The sequence below is a fragment of the Streptomyces sp. NPDC058052 genome, assembly GCF_042885515.1.
Classification (GTDB): Bacteria; Actinomycetota; Actinomycetes; order Streptomycetales; family Streptomycetaceae; genus Streptomyces.
In genome coordinates, this window is the sequence record NZ_JBHVRX010000009.1 from 1 (window position 1) to 14,045 (window position 14,045).

Sequence of the window (14,045 nt, forward strand, 5' to 3'; positions counted from 1 at the left end):
GCCCGGGCGGGATGCCCGGGCCGGCCGTCGCCGTTCGTGCGAGGAGGAGGCGCGTCAGGCGTCGACGCCGGACTTCCCCGCGGGGTGCGCCTCCGCGTCCTTCTCGGCGGCCTCCAGGGCGGCCTTCTCGGACTGCTTCTTGGAGGCGATCAGGCTGGTGATCGTGGTGATGACCAGCACGCCGCCGATGACGGCGAGGGAGACCGGGATGGAGATCTCCGGCACGTGCACGCCCGACTCGTGGAGCGCGTGCAGGACCAGCTTCACGCCGATGAAGCCGAGGATCACCGACAGGCCGTAGCTGAGGTGGACCAGCTTCTTCAGCAGACCGCCGATGAGGAAGTACAGCTGGCGCAGACCCATCAGGGCGAACGCGTTGGCGGTGAAGACGATGTACGGGTCCTGGGTCAGGCCGAAGATCGCGGGGATCGAGTCCATCGCGAAGAGCACGTCGGTCATGCCGATGGCGAGCATGACGACCAGCAGCGGCGTCATGATCTTCTTGCCGCTCTCCACGATGAAGAGCTTGGTGCCGTGGTAGCGGTCCGCGACGCCGAACTTCTTCTCGATGGACTTCAGGAGGCGGTTCTCGTCCCAGTCGTCCTCGTCCTCGTCCGCCATGGCCTCCTTGACGAGCTTCCAGGCGGTGTAGATGAGGAAGGCGCCGAAGAGGTAGAAGACCCACGAGAAGCTGGCGATGATCGCGGCGCCCGCCGCGATGAAGATCGCCCGCAGCACGAGGGCGATGAGCACACCGAACAGCAGCACCCGCTGCTGCAGGTGGGACGGCACGGAGAACTTCGCCATGATCAGGATGAAGACGAAGAGGTTGTCGACGCTGAGCGACTTCTCCGTGATGAAGCCCGCGAAGAACTCGCCGCCCGCCTGTCCGCCGCCCCAGATGGTGATGCCCACGCCGAAGAGGACCGCGAGAACGATCCAGACGACGGTCCAGATCCCGGCTTCCTTGACCGACACGTCATGGGGCTTGCGCCCGATGAAGAAATCGACCGCGATCAGGGCACACAGACCAAGAATGGTCAGCACCCAGATGGTCATCGAAACGTCCACTGCGCCTCCGGCTTCGTACGGCTACTGATCAGCGTCGTCGCTGCCGGAGGTCTCTTCCACCCGGGGCCGCTCACGCGACCGCCGGGCCGACGCCCCGGGACCGGATGTCCTTGATCCGTCCGTATTGACGGGTACGCCGCGCATGGGGAGTACTCCCCTCCGCTCCCCAGAGAGTACCCGAAGAACCAAGAGAAGGTAAAGAGAAGGGTAAAGCGGCCCCAAAAGAGCAGGTCAGTCGAGGTTTCGCCGTCGAGCCTCCGCGACCTGCCCGAGGACCTGCCAGAGCACCGCGCTGCCCGGCGGGACCGTCGGCGGCTCGTACGTCCAGGCGTGTCCGACCCAGGGGTCGGCGAGGTGGTCGTCGGGCACGGGGGTGAGCCGGAGCAGCGAGCGCCACAGCGGGTCGAGCACCGGCCCGTACGCGGCGGCGTCCGCCCGGTCCGCGACCATCAGCAGGTGGACGCCGACGGAGGGCCCCTCGTCGGCGAGGTAACGGAGTCTCGTCACGGCCCGGTCGTCGAAGCCGTGCGGGAAGTCGTGGACGACGAGCAGCTGGCGGGACGGGTCGAAGGAGGGCGGCAGGTCCTCGGAGGCGTCCCCGCGCACCGCCATCTGGAGCAGGTCCACCCGCTCGGTGAGCTGGGCGAGGACGGCGGTCACCCCGGCCGCCCCGTGGGCCGGCGGACCGGCCAGGACGCCGGTCTCGGCCAGCGGGGCGAAGGCGGCGGCCCCGGCGCCCGCCGGGTCCAGGACATGGACCGTGAGGGCGCCGGCGGGGTGGGCGGCGAGCAGCCGGGCGGTGTGCGCGACGGCGCTGTCCAGGGCGAGCCGGCGCAGCTCGGCCTCGTCGAGCAGCCCGGCGGCCGAGGTGCGGCCGGGCCCCGAGTCCACCCAGAGCCCGCGCTCCAGCGGGAGACGGACCAGGAAGGGGATCCTGAGGCCGGTCCGCTCGGGCACGTGGAGGTCGCCGAGGCGGACCGCCATGGGCGGCTCCTCCGGGGCCCGGTAGGCGTGCCAGACGGGGTTGTCCCAGCGGGCGTAGGCGACGGGCAGCGCCGGCTCGACGACCTCGGACTCGGCCGCGAGCTGCGCGAGGTCCCGGTCGAGGACCTCCTGGGCGCGGCTCATCAGCTCCTCGTGCGTGGCGCGGGCCTCGGCCCGGGCGGCGTCGCCGGCCCCGCCGACACGGGTGCCCGGGTCGGCGAGGACCTGGTCGATCGCGCGGTCGAGGCGGTGGTCGGCGAAGTCGCGGGCGCTGCGGTAGGCGGCGACGGTCCGGGCCAGGTCCTCGAACATGCCCCACACCTGGTTGTACAGCCGCTCGTCCATGCTCCAGCCGGTGGCGTCCCCGGCGACCGGAGCCGGGCGGGACTCCGCCGGCCCGGCCGGCGGCTCCTGCGGCGGGGGCGGGACGGCTCCGGTTCCGGTGGCCGGACCCGGCCCCGGCGCGGCCGGCCCGGGGGCCGGGCTGCGGCTCGGGTGGGTGTAGCTGATGGTGGTGGACGAGGAGGCGGCGGAGTCGGCCGGCGCGGTCTCGGGGACCAGGGGCGGCGGCACCGGCGCTCCGGCCGGGGCGACCGCGCCCAGGACGGCCGCGGCGAGGTCGGCCGCGGCCGGGGCGCCCTGGTCGGCGAGGAGGTCGGCCAGCCCGCCCTCGTACCCCTGTCCGACGGCGCGGACCTTCCAGGTGCCCTGGCGGCGGTAGAGCTCCAGGGCGACGACGGCGGACTCCTGGTCGAGGCCGGTGATGGTGTACGTGGCGACGGCGGCGCCCGCCGGGCCGGCGACGGACACGAAGGGGGCGGCGGCGGCGCCGAAGCGTGCCGGGGCACCCGCGCCCGGCGGCAGGGCGAGGAGCAGCGAGAGCCGGTGCACGGTGTCCGGGAGGGCGGCGAGGTCCACCGCGATGCGATGCTCGGCCGCGGCCTCGCCGGGCACCTCGACCCCGGGACGGACGGGGGCGCCGGGGTGGGCGATCCACTCGGCGCCGGCGACGCGGCCCCGCTCGTCGCCGAGGGTGGCCCCGGCGACGACCGGGTGTCCGGCGGACACCCGGAGTTCGAGTCGGGTGTCGGGCAGGGGGTGGTTCTGCCCCCGGACCAGCTCGGCCGTCATCTCGACTCTGTTCCCCTCGGCGCTTCTCGGTCGTTCATGCGGGAAGCTCCCGGCGGGCCGGTGCCCGTCGGGAGCTGCGGTGCGGTGTCGGGGCCGCGGAACCGGCCCCGCGGGTCCGCCTACAGGTGCGGCAGGATCGCCGGCATCAGGTCCTGGAAGGTGCGGCCGTTGGCCGGGTTGCCCAGGGCGGTCATCTGCCAGCCGGAGCCGGCCCGGTGCACCTTCGCCATGATCTGCGCGGTGTACTGGCCGCCGCCGTCCAGGGTGTAGCGCGCGAGCTCCTGGCCGTTCGTCTCGTCGACGATCCGGCAGAAGGCGTTCTGCACCTCCTGGAACGTCTGCCCGGTGAAGGAGTTCACCGTGAAGACGATCTGGTCGATGTGGACGGGCACCCGCTGGAGGTCGACGAGGATGGCCTCGTCGTCGCCGCCCTGGCCCACGCCGCCCACGAGGTTGTCCCCGGTGTGACGGACGGAGCCGTCGTCGCTGACCAGGTGACGGAAGAAGACCACGTCCACGGGCTGCTTCTCGGCGAAGAGCACCGCGGAGGCGTCCAGGTCGATCTCGCGGGTGCGCGAGCCGAAGAGCCCACGGCGCGGCGCCGCCTGCCAGCCGAGCCCCATCCGCACCTGGGTGAGGCTGCCTCCGCCCTGCTTCTCCAGGCTGATGGCCTGCCCCTTGGTCATGTTGACCGTCACGCGCTGCCCCTCTCGTCGTTGTGGCAGCACCCTACGCAGGCCCACTGACAACGTGCCGGGTGCGGCCCGGTTTTGTGTCGGTCTTGCAACACACCGGGCCGCCTCCGTTCACGCCAGTCCCGCCTCCTTCATCTGGCGCAACTCCTTCTTCAGTTCGGCGACCTCGTCGCGCAGCCGGGCGGCCACCTCGAACTGCAGCTCGGCGGCGGCGGCGCGCATGCGCTCGGTCATCTCCTCGATGACCGAGGCCAGTTCGGCGGCGGGGCGGTCGCCGAGCTCCAGCGTCGAGCCGCCCTTGGCGGCCGCCTTGCCGGCCTTCGCCTTCGGGCCGTGGGCGGCGAGCGAGGGCACGGGGGACTTGGCGCCCTTGCCGTCCTTGCCCTGCCGGTAGCCGGTGCCGAGCAGCTGCTCGGTGTCGACCTCCTCGCGCGCGATGGTGGCGACGATGTCGTTGATCTTCTTGCGGAGCGGCTGGGGGTCGATCCCGTGCTCCTTGTTGTAGGCGACCTGCTTCTCGCGGCGCCGGTTGGTCTCGTCGATGGCCTGCGCCATCGCCGGGGTGACGGTGTCGGCGTACATGTGCACCTGGCCCGACACGTTCCGCGCGGCACGGCCGATCGTCTGGATCAGGGAGGTCCCGGAGCGCAGGAAGCCCTGCTTGTCGGCGTCGAGGATGGCGACGAGGGAGACCTCGGGCAGGTCGAGGCCCTCGCGGAGCAGGTTGATGCCGACGAGGACGTCGTACTCGCCGGCGCGCAGCTCGCGCAGCAGCTCGATGCGGCGCAGGGTGTCCACGTCGCTGTGCAGGTAGCGGACCTGGATGCCGAGCTCCAGGAAGTAGTCGGTGAGGTCCTCGGCCATCTTCTTGGTGAGGGTGGTGACGAGGACGCGCTCGTCCCGCTCGGTGCGCACCCGGATCTCGTGGACCAGGTCGTCGATCTGGCCCTCGGTGGGCTTGACGACGACCTCGGGGTCGACGAGGCCGGTGGGGCGGATGATCTGCTCGACGAAGCCGTCGGAGCGGGACAGCTCGTAGGTCCCGGGGGTGGCGGAGAGGTAGACGGTCTGGCCGATCCGCTTCTGGAACTCCTCCCACTTCAGCGGGCGGTTGTCGAGGGCGGAGGGCAGCCGGAAGCCGTGGTCGACGAGGGTCCGCTTGCGGGAGGCGTCGCCCTCGTACATGGCGCCGATCTGCGGCACGGTGACGTGCGACTCGTCGATGACGAGGAGGAAGTCCTCGGGGAAGTAGTCGAGGAGGGTGTTGGGCGGGGAGCCGGGCTCGCGGCCGTCGAAGTGCATCGAGTAGTTCTCGATGCCGGAGCAGGAGCCGATCTGGCGCATCATCTCGATGTCGTAGGTGGTGCGCATGCGGAGCCGCTGGGCCTCCAGCATCTTGCTCTGCTTCTCCAGCTCCGCGAGCCGCCCGTCGAGCTCGCGCTCGATGTCGTTGACGGCCCGCTCCATGCGCTCGGGGCCGGCGACGTAGTGGCTGGCGGGGAAGACGTACAGCTGCTGGTCGTCGCTGATGATCTCGCCGGTCAGCGGGTGGAGGGTGGAGAGGGCCTCGATCTCGTCGCCGAACATCTCGATGCGGACGGCGAGCTCCTCGTACACGGGGAAGATCTCGATGGTGTCGCCGCGGACCCGGAAGGTGCCGCGGGTGAAGGCGAGGTCGTTGCGCGTGTACTGGATGTCGACGAAGCGGCGGAGCAGCTGGTCGCGGTCGATCTCGTCGCCGACCTTGAGCGGGACCATGCGGTCCACGTACTCCTGCGGGGTGCCGAGGCCGTAGATGCAGGAGACGGAGGCGACCACGACCACGTCCCGGCGGGTGAGCAGGGAGTTGGTCGCGGAGTGGCGCAGCCGCTCGACCTCCTCGTTGATCGAGGAGTCCTTCTCGATGTAGGTGTCCGACTGCGGGACGTACGCCTCGGGCTGGTAGTAGTCGTAGTACGAGACGAAGTACTCGACGGCGTTGTTCGGCAGGAGCTCGCGGAACTCGTTCGCCAGCTGGGCGGCCAGGGTCTTGTTCGGCGCCATCACCAGGGTGGGGCGCTGGAGCTTCTCGATCATCCAGGCCGTGGTGGCCGACTTGCCGGTGCCGGTGGCGCCGAGCAGGACGACGTCCTTCTCGCCGGCGCGGATGCGCCGGTCCAGCTCGGCGATGGCCGCCGGCTGGTCACCGCTCGGCTGGAAGGGGGAGACGACCTCGAAGGGCGCCACCGAACGTTCGATCTTGGAAACGGGCCGCATGCCACCACCGTACGACCCGGCACCGACAGTCGGGGGGTGATCGCCGCGCGGCCGGGGCACGGCGGCCCGGTGTCACCAGTCCTGGGAGCGGTGCCCACCGCGCGGGGCGGAGCGGCGGGAGCCGCGTCCTGTGGGGCGGGCGGTCCAGTTCGCGGGCTCTCCGTAGCTGGGGACGTGCCGGGGGGCGGGGACGCCGGGGCGGTACGGCGCGCGTGCCGGGGTCCGCTGCCAGTCGGGGTCGCCCATGACGAGCAGCGGGTCGAACATGACGACGACGGCGGCCAGGATGAGGAAGACGGCGGGGCCGATCAGCATGGGCAGGAGCAGCGAGCCGGCGGTCGCGCCCGTGCCGGCGGCCGGGGTGGCGTGCAGGTGGACGCTGACAGCCGCCATGGCGGTGTAGTGCATGCCGCTGACGGCGATGCCCATGACGAGGCTGGCCCCGAGGCTGGCGAGGAAGCCGTGGACGGAGACCGCCGCCCAGAGGGCGGTGGTGGCGGCGACGACGGCGATGACCACGGAGAGGGCGACGGTGAGGGTGTCGTACTCGATCCGTCCCGGCAGCCGCATCCCGGCCATGCCGAGATAGTGCATGGTGGCGACGCCGAGGCCGGTGATGGTGCCGCCGGTGACGAGGGTGAGGGCGGTGGCGCCCCGGTACCCGACGATGAAGATGCCGATGCCGACCATGACGACGGCGACGGCGAGGCTGGCGAAGGTGATCGGCCGGTCGTAGTCGATCGGCGCCTGCTGGACCGAGAAGCCCATCATGGCGATGAAGTGCATGGTCCAGATGCCGGTGCCGATGGACGTGGAGCCGAGGGCGAGCCAGCCGGCCTTGAAGGAGTCCTGGTGGCGCAGCGAGCGGGTCGTGCATCTCAGCCCCAGGGCACCGCCGAGGCAGGCCATGAGAAAGGCCGCCACCGGCGTGACGAGCCCGTAGCTGAATCCGTCGACCGTGCCCTGCATGAGCGTGTGCCCTCCCACCCCTGGCGCATGGACGTCCGAAAACAGTCGGTACCGCTGGGTAGTACTACCGGGGCGAGATTATGGCCCGTGAGGGGGCCGGCGGGCACCTGACCGGGGATTTTCCGGTCGTGAGACCGGAGCGAGACCGGTCCGTGACCTCCGGAGGGGGTCGCGCCGCCGGATCGCCGCCGTTCGGCCGTTCTGGCCGGAGGGCATCGGTGACCGGGGCCGCCGGCCGGGAGGTGACCCGTGCGACGGACGGGGCTGTCGGTGACGGGCCGTACGGTGGGGGCATGGACATCGAGGACGGACCGCGGGGCGTGACCGCCGAGTGCGCGGTCGTGGGGAGCGGGATCGGCCCGCTCTTCCTGGCGGCCACGGCGCGCGGGCTCGTGCGGGTCGAGTTCCATGCGGACGAGGACCGCCGGGAGCGGATGCCGGAGCGGCTCGCCGCGCAGCTGGGCGCCACGGTCGTGGAGCGCTCCACGGGGCTGCTGGCGGAGCCGGTCCGGCAGCTGGACCGGTACTTCGCGGGCGCGCTGCACGTGTTCGACCTGCCGCTGGACTGGTCCCTGACGACCGGCTTCAACCGCCGGGTGCTGCGCGAGCTGACGGCCGTCCCGTACGGCACGGTGGTCGGCTACGGGGACCTGGCGCGGCGCGTCGGACAGCCGGAGGCCGCGCAGGCCGTGGGCGCGGCGATGGGCGCCAATCCGCTGCCGGTGGTCGTGCCGTGCCACCGCGTGGTGGAGAGCGGCGGCGGGCTCGGGGGCTTCGGCGGCGGCCTGGAGACGAAGCGGAGACTCCTGGCACTCGAAGGCGTGCTGCCGGAGCCGCTGTTCTGATCCCCGGGGCCGCGTCCGGCCGGAGGGCGGGACGAGCGCGGGGGCCGCTGTCGTGATCCCCGGGGCCGCGTCCGGTCGGAGGGCGGGACGAGCGCGGGGGCCGCTGTTCTGATCCCCGGGGCCGCGTCCGGTCGGAGGGCGGGGGGGCGTGCCCGGCGCGGGTGCCGCCGGGGCGCGTCCCCGGGCGTTCCCATCGGATGGGGGGACTGGCACACTCCGGTAGTGACCAAAACGCCCGACGCCCCTGACACGACCGTGTCCGGAGGCGCGACCGCCCCCGTCTCCCCCGCCGCTCTGCAGGCGCTCCGCCGCCGCGTCCAGGCCGTGCTCGTCGCGACCCAGATCCTCGGCGGTCTCGGGATCGCCACCGGTGTCGCGCTCGCCGCCGTCCTCGCCACCGAGGTGAGCGGGACGGACGCGCTGGCCGGGCTCGCCTCGACGGCGACGGTCGCCGGGCCCGCGCTGCTCGCGATGCCGCTGGCGGCGCTGATGGCGCGGCGCGGCCGGCGGGCCGGGCTGGTGCTCGCCTATCTGCTGGGCGCGCTCGGGGCCGGGGTCGCGGTGCTCGGCGCGGTCGTCGGCAGTTTCCCGGTGCTGCTGGTGGGTCTGGTGGGCTTCGGGGCGGGTTCCTCGGCCAATCTCGCGGCCCGGTTCGCCGCCGCCGACCTGGCGGAGCCGGACCGGCGGGCGCGGTCCATCTCGACGGTGGTGTGGGCGACCACGGTCGGCGCCGTCCTCGGCCCGAACATCGCGGCGCCGGCCGGGCGGAGCGTCTCGGGCCTCGGCATACCCGTGGCCGCGGGCCCGTTCCTGTGGGCCGCGGTGGTGTTCGTGGTGTCGGCGCTGGTGGTGGCGGTGCTGCTGCGGCCCGATCCGCTGCTGACGGCGCGGGCGCTGGCCGCCGCGGACGAGGGCGCGGCGGCGGACCTGCCGGAGAACCGGTCGCTGCGGGCCGGCCTGCGCGCGGTCCGGGAGTCGCCGCAGGCGCGGATCGCCCTGGTCACGGTGGCGGCCTCGCACGCCGTGATGGTGTCGATCATGTCGATGACGCCGGTGGCGCTGACCCATCACGGGGCCGGCATCGAGCTGATCGGCCTCGTCATCAGCGTGCACATCGCGGGCATGTACGCGTTCTCGCCCGTCATGGGCTGGCTCGCGGACCGGCTCGGCCGGCTCGCGGTCATCGGTCTCGCGGTCGGGCTGCTGGGGATCGCGGCGCTGCTCGCGGGGACGGCCGGGGCGAGCCACACCCGGGTCACGGCCGGCCTGTTCGTCCTGGGGCTCGGCTGGTCGGCCGGTCTGGTGTCGGGTTCGGCGCTGCTGACGGACTCGGTGCCGCAGGCGGCGCGGGCGGCCGTCCAGGGCCTCTCGGACACGGTGATGAACACGGCCGCGGGCATCGGCGGCCTGGCGGCCGGGGTGATCGTCTCCCAGGCGGGCTACGGGCCGCTCAACGCGGTCGCCGCCTGTCTGCTGCTGCCGATGGCGGCGCTGGCCCTGCGGGGCGTGGCCCGCAGGGCCTGACCACGCGCCCGGTCAGGGCAGCGTGATGTGGTACGCCTTGCGCAGCGTCTCGTGGACGGTCCAGGTGGTCCTGTCGCCCTCGCGCAGGACGCAGGCGTCGCCGGGCCCGATCTCCATCGTGGCGCCGCCCTCGACGGCGACGGTGGCCCGGCCGCTGACGACGACGAAGAGCTCGTTCGCCTCGGTGTCGGTCACGACGCCGGGGGTGATCTGCCAGATGCCGCGCAGCTGCTTGCCGTCGGCGGACTCCCACAGCACCTTGCCGGTCACCTCGGGGGTGCCGGACACGATCTGACCGGGGTCGAGCGGCTCGGCTTCGAGCTCGGCGTCAGGGATGTGGACGGCGAAGGAGGGGAGGTCGTGTGTCGTCATGGGCGGTGACTGTAGCCGGGCTCCCGGTCGGCGCAGAACACCGGGACGGCGGAAGGAATCCCTCCGTTCACTGCTCTGACCAGGCACGTTCTCTCCCGTCCTCGGCGACGACGGATTCCGCACCGGGACCTTGCCCGCCGCTGCGGCGGGGTCCGGCGCGGCGCGGCCCCGCACTCCGGACGCCCGGAAACCGAATCCGTACCTCACTCGCACCCGCGTGCGAAAGGGGGGTGGCGGGAGATCGCCAGAGGTGTTTGCGGGACGGGCGGGCGCGCCAGAAATGGACCATGACCACGACCACACTGGTGTCCGAAGAGGTACGGGACGCGCTCCACGAGGGCCGGCCCGTCGTCGCCCTCGAATCCACGATCATCGCCCACGGCCTCCCCCGCCCGCGGAACCTGGCCGTGGCGGTGGAGCTGGAGGAGTCGGTCCGGGAGCGCGGCGCCGTGCCCGCCACCATCGCCGTCCTCGACGGGGTCGCGCGGATCGGCCTCGACCGGGCGGGCCTGACCCGGATCGCGGAGGACCCGTCGGTGCGCAAGCTCGGCCACCGGGACCTGGCGCCCGCGCTCGCCACCGGCGCCTCCGGGGCGACCACGGTCTCGGCGACGGCCCGGCTCGCCGACGCCGCGGGCATACGGGTCTTCGCCACCGGCGGCCTCGGCGGGGTGCACCGCGAGTGGCGCGAGACCCAGGACGAGTCCGCCGACCTGCGGCTGCTCGCCGAGGTGGGCGTCACCGTGGTGTGCGCGGGCGTGAAGTCGATCCTCGACGTCCCGGCCACGCTCCAGCGCCTGGAGACGCTGGGCGTGACCGTCGCCGGGTACGGCACGGAGACCTTCCCCGGCTTCTACCTCTCCTCCTCCGGGGAGCCCGTCGACTGGACCCTGCGCAGCCCGGCGGAGGTCGCCGCCGTCATACGGGCCCGGGAGGCGCTCGGCCGGCCCTGGTCGGCGCTGGTCGTGGCCAATCCGGTGCCGGAGGCGGAGCAGCTGGACCCCGCGCTGCACGACCGGGTGCTCGCCCAGGGCCTCGCCGAACTGAGGGAGAAGGGGATCGCCGGGCAGGCGGTGACGCCGTTCCTCCTGGAGTACCTGACCACCCACACGGACGGCGCGTCCCTGGAGGCCAACCTGGCGGCGGTGCGGGGCAACGTCCGCCTCGCCGCCGAGATCGCGGGAGCGTACGCCGCGGGCGAGCGGTGAGCGCGCGCACCGGGACGAGGGGGCACGGGAGGTCGGGCCGATGAACCGGACCGGAGCGCTGCTGGTCGTCGGGGACGTCGTCACGGACGTGGTCGCCCGGCACCGGACCCCGCTCGCGCCGGCGACGGACACGGCGGCCGCGATCCGCACCCTGCCGGGCGGCGCGGGGGCCAACGCGGCGTGCTGGGCGGCCCGCTCGGGCCATCGTGACGTGCGGATCCTCGGCCGGGTCGGCACGGAGTCCGCGGGCTGGCACGAGCGGGCGCTGGTCGAGGCGGGCGTCCGGCCGCTCCTCGTGGCCGACCCGGACGCCCCGACGGGCACCGTGATCGCCCTGGTGGACGCGGCGGCGGAGCGCACCTTCCTGACCGACGGCGGGGCCGTGCTGCGCCTCTGCCCCGCCGACTGGTCGGCCGGACTCCTGGACGGCGTGGCGGCGCTCCACCTCTCCGGCTACCTGTTCTTCGCCCCGTCGAGCCGGGCGGCCGCCCTCCTCGCGCTGCGGGACGCCCGGGCCTCCGGGACCCCAGTGAGCGTGGACCCGGCGTCGGCCGGCTTCCTGGCCGGACTGGGACCTGAACGGTTCCTCGCGACCGTGGAGGGCACGTCCCTGCTGCTCCCCAACGCCGACGAGGCCCGGCTGCTCACCGGCGCGCCGGACGCGGAGACGGCGGCCGGAGAGCTGAGCCGCCGCGTGCCGCTGGTCGTGGTGACGCTGGGCGCCGCCGGGGCGCTGGTCGCCGAGGGCGGTGCGGTCACCGCGCGGGTGGCGGCCCCGCCGGTGGCGCCGGAGCGGCGGGTGGACTCGACGGGTGCGGGGGACGCGTTCACCGGGGCGTTCCTCGCCGCCCGGCTGGCCGGCGCGGACCCGGCGGAGGCGGCCGCGGCCGGGTGCGCGGCGGGCGCCGAGGCGGTGACGCTGATCGGCGGCCGGCCGCCGTCAGTCTGAGTCGAGCCCCGGGAGCCCGGTCCAGGCCGGGTGCCGCGGATCGTCCGCCCGGACGACGACGTCGGCCGTCCCGGACGGGTCGGTCTCCGTCTCGTACCGGGCGAAGGCGGGCAGCGTCCAGGACTCCTCGGCGCGCCGCGCGAGGGCGGCGGGCGACAGGCGCAGATGGACGCTCAGATCGAAGGGGAACCAGTGCCCGAGGAGGAACGGCCCGTGGAGCACCAGGACACCGCCGGGCGGCAGCGTCGCATAGGGGGTGCGGGTCGCCCGGTCCTTCACCGGATCCCACAGGTCGGGCAGGATCCGCCCGTCCCCGCCGGGCTCCAGCGGGGTGAACACCTCCCGCCACAGGGCACCGGTGTCGGTCCAGCCGTCGTAGTACGCGTCGGGGTCCTGGCGGCCGTGCTCGTACCGCAGCGACGCGGGCCGCAGGAACCCCCCGGTCCCGACGACGCGCACCGGGCGCCCGCGGTCCTGGAGCTGTTCCGCGAGCAGCGCGGCCAGCTCCTCCCCGTGGGCTGCGGGGGCTCCGTCGACGGCGACCTTCAGCCGGTCGCCGCCGTCGCCGGGCACCAGCCGGTCCACGTGCCTCGCCAGCCGCCCGGCCATCCGGCCCCAGGTGATCGCCTCGTATCGCATCCCGCCCATTCTGCCCTGCGCCCGCCGCCCACCACCGGTCCCGACCGTCCGCCCCGGGCCCCACGGGTCCGCCCCGAGCCGCCCGGCACCGCCCCCGGGCACCGGTACGGCCCCGGCCGCGGGCGTGCGGCGAACGGACTCCGTGGGCCCCGAGCTTGACCTTGTCACTGGCGTCACGGTTCCACCCTCTGCCCCATGGACACCACCGCCACCCCGGCCACCTCCGTCACCCCGACCGACCCCACCGACGGCCACCGCTCCCCCAGGGTCGTCCTCGTCACCGGCGCGGGCACCGGCATCGGCCGGGCCACCGCACGGGCCTTCGCCCGGCAGGGCGCGACCGTCGTCGCCGTGGGCCGCAGGCCCGGACCTCTGCGGGAGACCGCCGCCGAGGCGCCGGCCGCCATCCACCCGTACCCCGCCGACATCACCGCCGAGGGCGCGCCCGAGGAGCTCGTCCGGGCGGTCCTCTCCGCCCACGGCCGTCTCGACGTCCTCGTCAACAACGCGGGCGTCGCCGGCGGCGGCCCCCTCGGCACCCTCGACCGGACCGTGATCGTCCCCCTTCTGGAGACCAACCTGCTCGCGCCCGTGCTGCTCACCCAGGCCGCCGTGCCCGCGCTGCGCTCCTCCCGGGGCGTGGTCGTGAACGTGACGACGACCGTCGGACAGCGCGGCTGGCCGAGCAGCTCGGTCTACCCGGCGACCAAGAGCGCCCTGGAGACCCTGACCCGCTGCTGGGCGGTCGAACTCGCGCCCGCCGGGATCCGGGTGGTGGCCGTCGCCCCCGGCGCGATCGAGACGCCGATCGCCGACCACATGGGCCTGACGCCGGAGCAGCGGCGGGCGACGCGGGCCTGGCAGGTGGCGCACACCCCGCTCGGGCGGGTCGGCCGGCCCGAGGAGGTCGCCTGGGCGGTCACCGCGCTCGCGGCACCCGAGGCCGCCTTCCTCACCGGGACCGTGCTCCCCGTCGACGGGGGCGCGCTGGTCGCGTGATACGACTGGACGGATGCGCATCGGTGAACTGGCCCGCAGGACGGGCACGTCGGCGCGGGCCCTGCGCCACTACGAGCAGGCGGGACTCATCGGCTCGGAGCGCGCCGCCAACGGCTACCGGGTGTACGAGGAGGGCGTGGTCGTCCGCGTCGCCAACATCCGGCACCTCCTCGACGCCGGGCTCACCCTCGACGACGTGGCGGCCTTCCGCTCCTGCCTCGACGGGGACCTGCCGTCGGTGCGCCCGTCCGCCCGCGGCCTGGAGATCGCCCGTGAACGGCTCGCGGTGCTCGACGCCCGGATCGCGGCCCAGACGGCGGCCCGCGACCGGCTGGCGGCGACGCTCGCCGCCCGGCTCGACGGTGACGCGACCACCCCTCGAATGTCATGATCTGACGGACCG

General features: G+C 74.0%; 13 protein-coding genes. 6 read left to right on the top strand and 7 right to left on the bottom strand.

What is annotated here, in order from left to right:
- Window positions 1-54: 54 nt before the first annotated feature.
- The 5 genes from ACFVU3_RS14775 to ACFVU3_RS14795 form a co-directional block, all read right to left on the bottom strand.
- A complete protein-coding gene (locus ACFVU3_RS14775; RefSeq protein WP_390066282.1) occupies window positions 55-1,059 on the bottom strand; it encodes a TerC family protein in 1,005 nt (334 codons plus the stop codon).
- A gap of 243 nt (window positions 1,060-1,302) precedes the next feature.
- The gene (locus tag ACFVU3_RS14780) at window positions 1,303-3,186 is read right to left on the bottom strand and encodes a TerD family protein (RefSeq protein ID WP_390066283.1); all 1,884 of its coding nucleotides are present in this window, start codon (window positions 3,184-3,186) and stop codon (window positions 1,303-1,305) included.
- Window positions 3,187-3,305: 119 nt separating this feature from the next.
- Window positions 3,306-3,884, bottom strand: coding sequence for a TerD family protein (locus ACFVU3_RS14785; RefSeq protein WP_351109003.1), 579 nt, complete (start codon window positions 3,882-3,884; stop codon window positions 3,306-3,308).
- A gap of 108 nt (window positions 3,885-3,992) precedes the next feature.
- Window positions 3,993-6,137 (bottom strand): excinuclease ABC subunit UvrB, encoded by a 2,145-nt coding sequence (gene uvrB, locus ACFVU3_RS14790; RefSeq protein WP_390066284.1) that lies wholly within the window; start codon window positions 6,135-6,137, stop codon window positions 3,993-3,995.
- A 72-nt stretch (window positions 6,138-6,209) separates the two neighbouring features.
- Entirely contained in the window at window positions 6,210-7,106 is an 897-nt protein-coding gene (locus ACFVU3_RS14795; protein WP_390066285.1) for an MHYT domain-containing protein, read from the bottom strand.
- Between the two features lie 293 nt (window positions 7,107-7,399).
- Here ACFVU3_RS14795 and ACFVU3_RS14800 point away from each other — a divergent pair, with 293 nt between their 5' ends.
- The gene (locus tag ACFVU3_RS14800; RefSeq protein WP_390066286.1) at window positions 7,400-7,951 is read left to right on the top strand and encodes a methylated-DNA--[protein]-cysteine S-methyltransferase; all 552 of its coding nucleotides are present in this window, start codon (window positions 7,400-7,402) and stop codon (window positions 7,949-7,951) included.
- A gap of 222 nt (window positions 7,952-8,173) precedes the next feature.
- Window positions 8,174-9,475 (top strand): MFS transporter, encoded by a 1,302-nt coding sequence (locus ACFVU3_RS14805; RefSeq protein WP_390066287.1) that lies wholly within the window; start codon window positions 8,174-8,176, stop codon window positions 9,473-9,475.
- Window positions 9,476-9,487: 12 nt separating this feature from the next.
- Here ACFVU3_RS14805 and ACFVU3_RS14810 read toward each other — a convergent pair whose 3' ends face one another.
- Complete coding sequence (locus ACFVU3_RS14810; protein ID WP_362119646.1) at window positions 9,488-9,847, bottom strand: cupin domain-containing protein; 360 nt, start codon at window positions 9,845-9,847, stop codon at window positions 9,488-9,490.
- Window positions 9,848-10,134: 287 nt separating this feature from the next.
- Between ACFVU3_RS14810 and ACFVU3_RS14815 the strand changes: the two genes are divergently transcribed.
- Window positions 10,135-11,055, top strand: coding sequence for a pseudouridine-5'-phosphate glycosidase (locus ACFVU3_RS14815; protein WP_390066288.1), 921 nt, complete (start codon window positions 10,135-10,137; stop codon window positions 11,053-11,055).
- A gap of 40 nt (window positions 11,056-11,095) precedes the next feature.
- Complete coding sequence (locus ACFVU3_RS14820; RefSeq protein ID WP_390066289.1) at window positions 11,096-12,004, top strand: carbohydrate kinase family protein; 909 nt, start codon at window positions 11,096-11,098, stop codon at window positions 12,002-12,004.
- Here ACFVU3_RS14820 and ACFVU3_RS14825 read toward each other — a convergent pair.
- Window positions 11,996-12,643: a uridine kinase gene (locus tag ACFVU3_RS14825; protein ID WP_390066290.1), complete on the bottom strand. Its 648-nt coding sequence runs from the start codon at window positions 12,641-12,643 to the stop codon at window positions 11,996-11,998. The two genes, ACFVU3_RS14820 and ACFVU3_RS14825, sit on opposite strands and share 9 nt — an antisense overlap.
- Window positions 12,644-12,838: 195 nt before the next feature.
- Between ACFVU3_RS14825 and ACFVU3_RS14830 the strand changes: the two genes are divergently transcribed.
- Window positions 12,839-13,642, top strand: a complete 804-nt coding sequence (locus tag ACFVU3_RS14830) for an SDR family NAD(P)-dependent oxidoreductase (RefSeq protein WP_390066291.1) — start codon at window positions 12,839-12,841, stop codon at window positions 13,640-13,642.
- A gap of 13 nt (window positions 13,643-13,655) precedes the next feature.
- A complete protein-coding gene (locus tag ACFVU3_RS14835; protein WP_390066292.1) occupies window positions 13,656-14,033 on the top strand; it encodes a MerR family transcriptional regulator in 378 nt (125 codons plus the stop codon).
- Window positions 14,034-14,045: the final 12 nt, after the last annotated feature.

Bases quoted from the DNA above. Each gene is read 5' to 3' on its own strand.
- ACFVU3_RS14775 (WP_390066282.1), bottom strand. From the start codon at position 1,059: ATGACCATCTGGGTGCTGACCATTCTTGGTCTGTGTGCCCTGATCGCG.
- ACFVU3_RS14780 (WP_390066283.1), bottom strand. From the start codon at position 3,186: ATGACGGCCGAGCTGGTCCGGGGGCAGAACCACCCCCTGCCCGACACC.
- uvrB (WP_390066284.1), bottom strand. From the start codon at position 6,137: ATGCGGCCCGTTTCCAAGATCGAACGTTCGGTGGCGCCCTTCGAGGTC.
- ACFVU3_RS14795 (WP_390066285.1), bottom strand. From the start codon at position 7,106: ATGCAGGGCACGGTCGACGGATTCAGCTACGGGCTCGTCACGCCGGTG.
- ACFVU3_RS14800 (WP_390066286.1), top strand. From the start codon at position 7,400: ATGGACATCGAGGACGGACCGCGGGGCGTGACCGCCGAGTGCGCGGTC.
- ACFVU3_RS14810 (WP_362119646.1), bottom strand. From the start codon at position 9,847: ATGACGACACACGACCTCCCCTCCTTCGCCGTCCACATCCCTGACGCC.
- ACFVU3_RS14815 (WP_390066288.1), top strand. From the start codon at position 10,135: ATGACCACGACCACACTGGTGTCCGAAGAGGTACGGGACGCGCTCCAC.
- ACFVU3_RS14820 (WP_390066289.1), top strand. From the start codon at position 11,096: ATGAACCGGACCGGAGCGCTGCTGGTCGTCGGGGACGTCGTCACGGAC.
- ACFVU3_RS14825 (WP_390066290.1), bottom strand. From the start codon at position 12,643: ATGCGATACGAGGCGATCACCTGGGGCCGGATGGCCGGGCGGCTGGCG.
- ACFVU3_RS14830 (WP_390066291.1), top strand. From the start codon at position 12,839: ATGGACACCACCGCCACCCCGGCCACCTCCGTCACCCCGACCGACCCC.
- ACFVU3_RS14835 (WP_390066292.1), top strand. From the start codon at position 13,656: ATGCGCATCGGTGAACTGGCCCGCAGGACGGGCACGTCGGCGCGGGCC.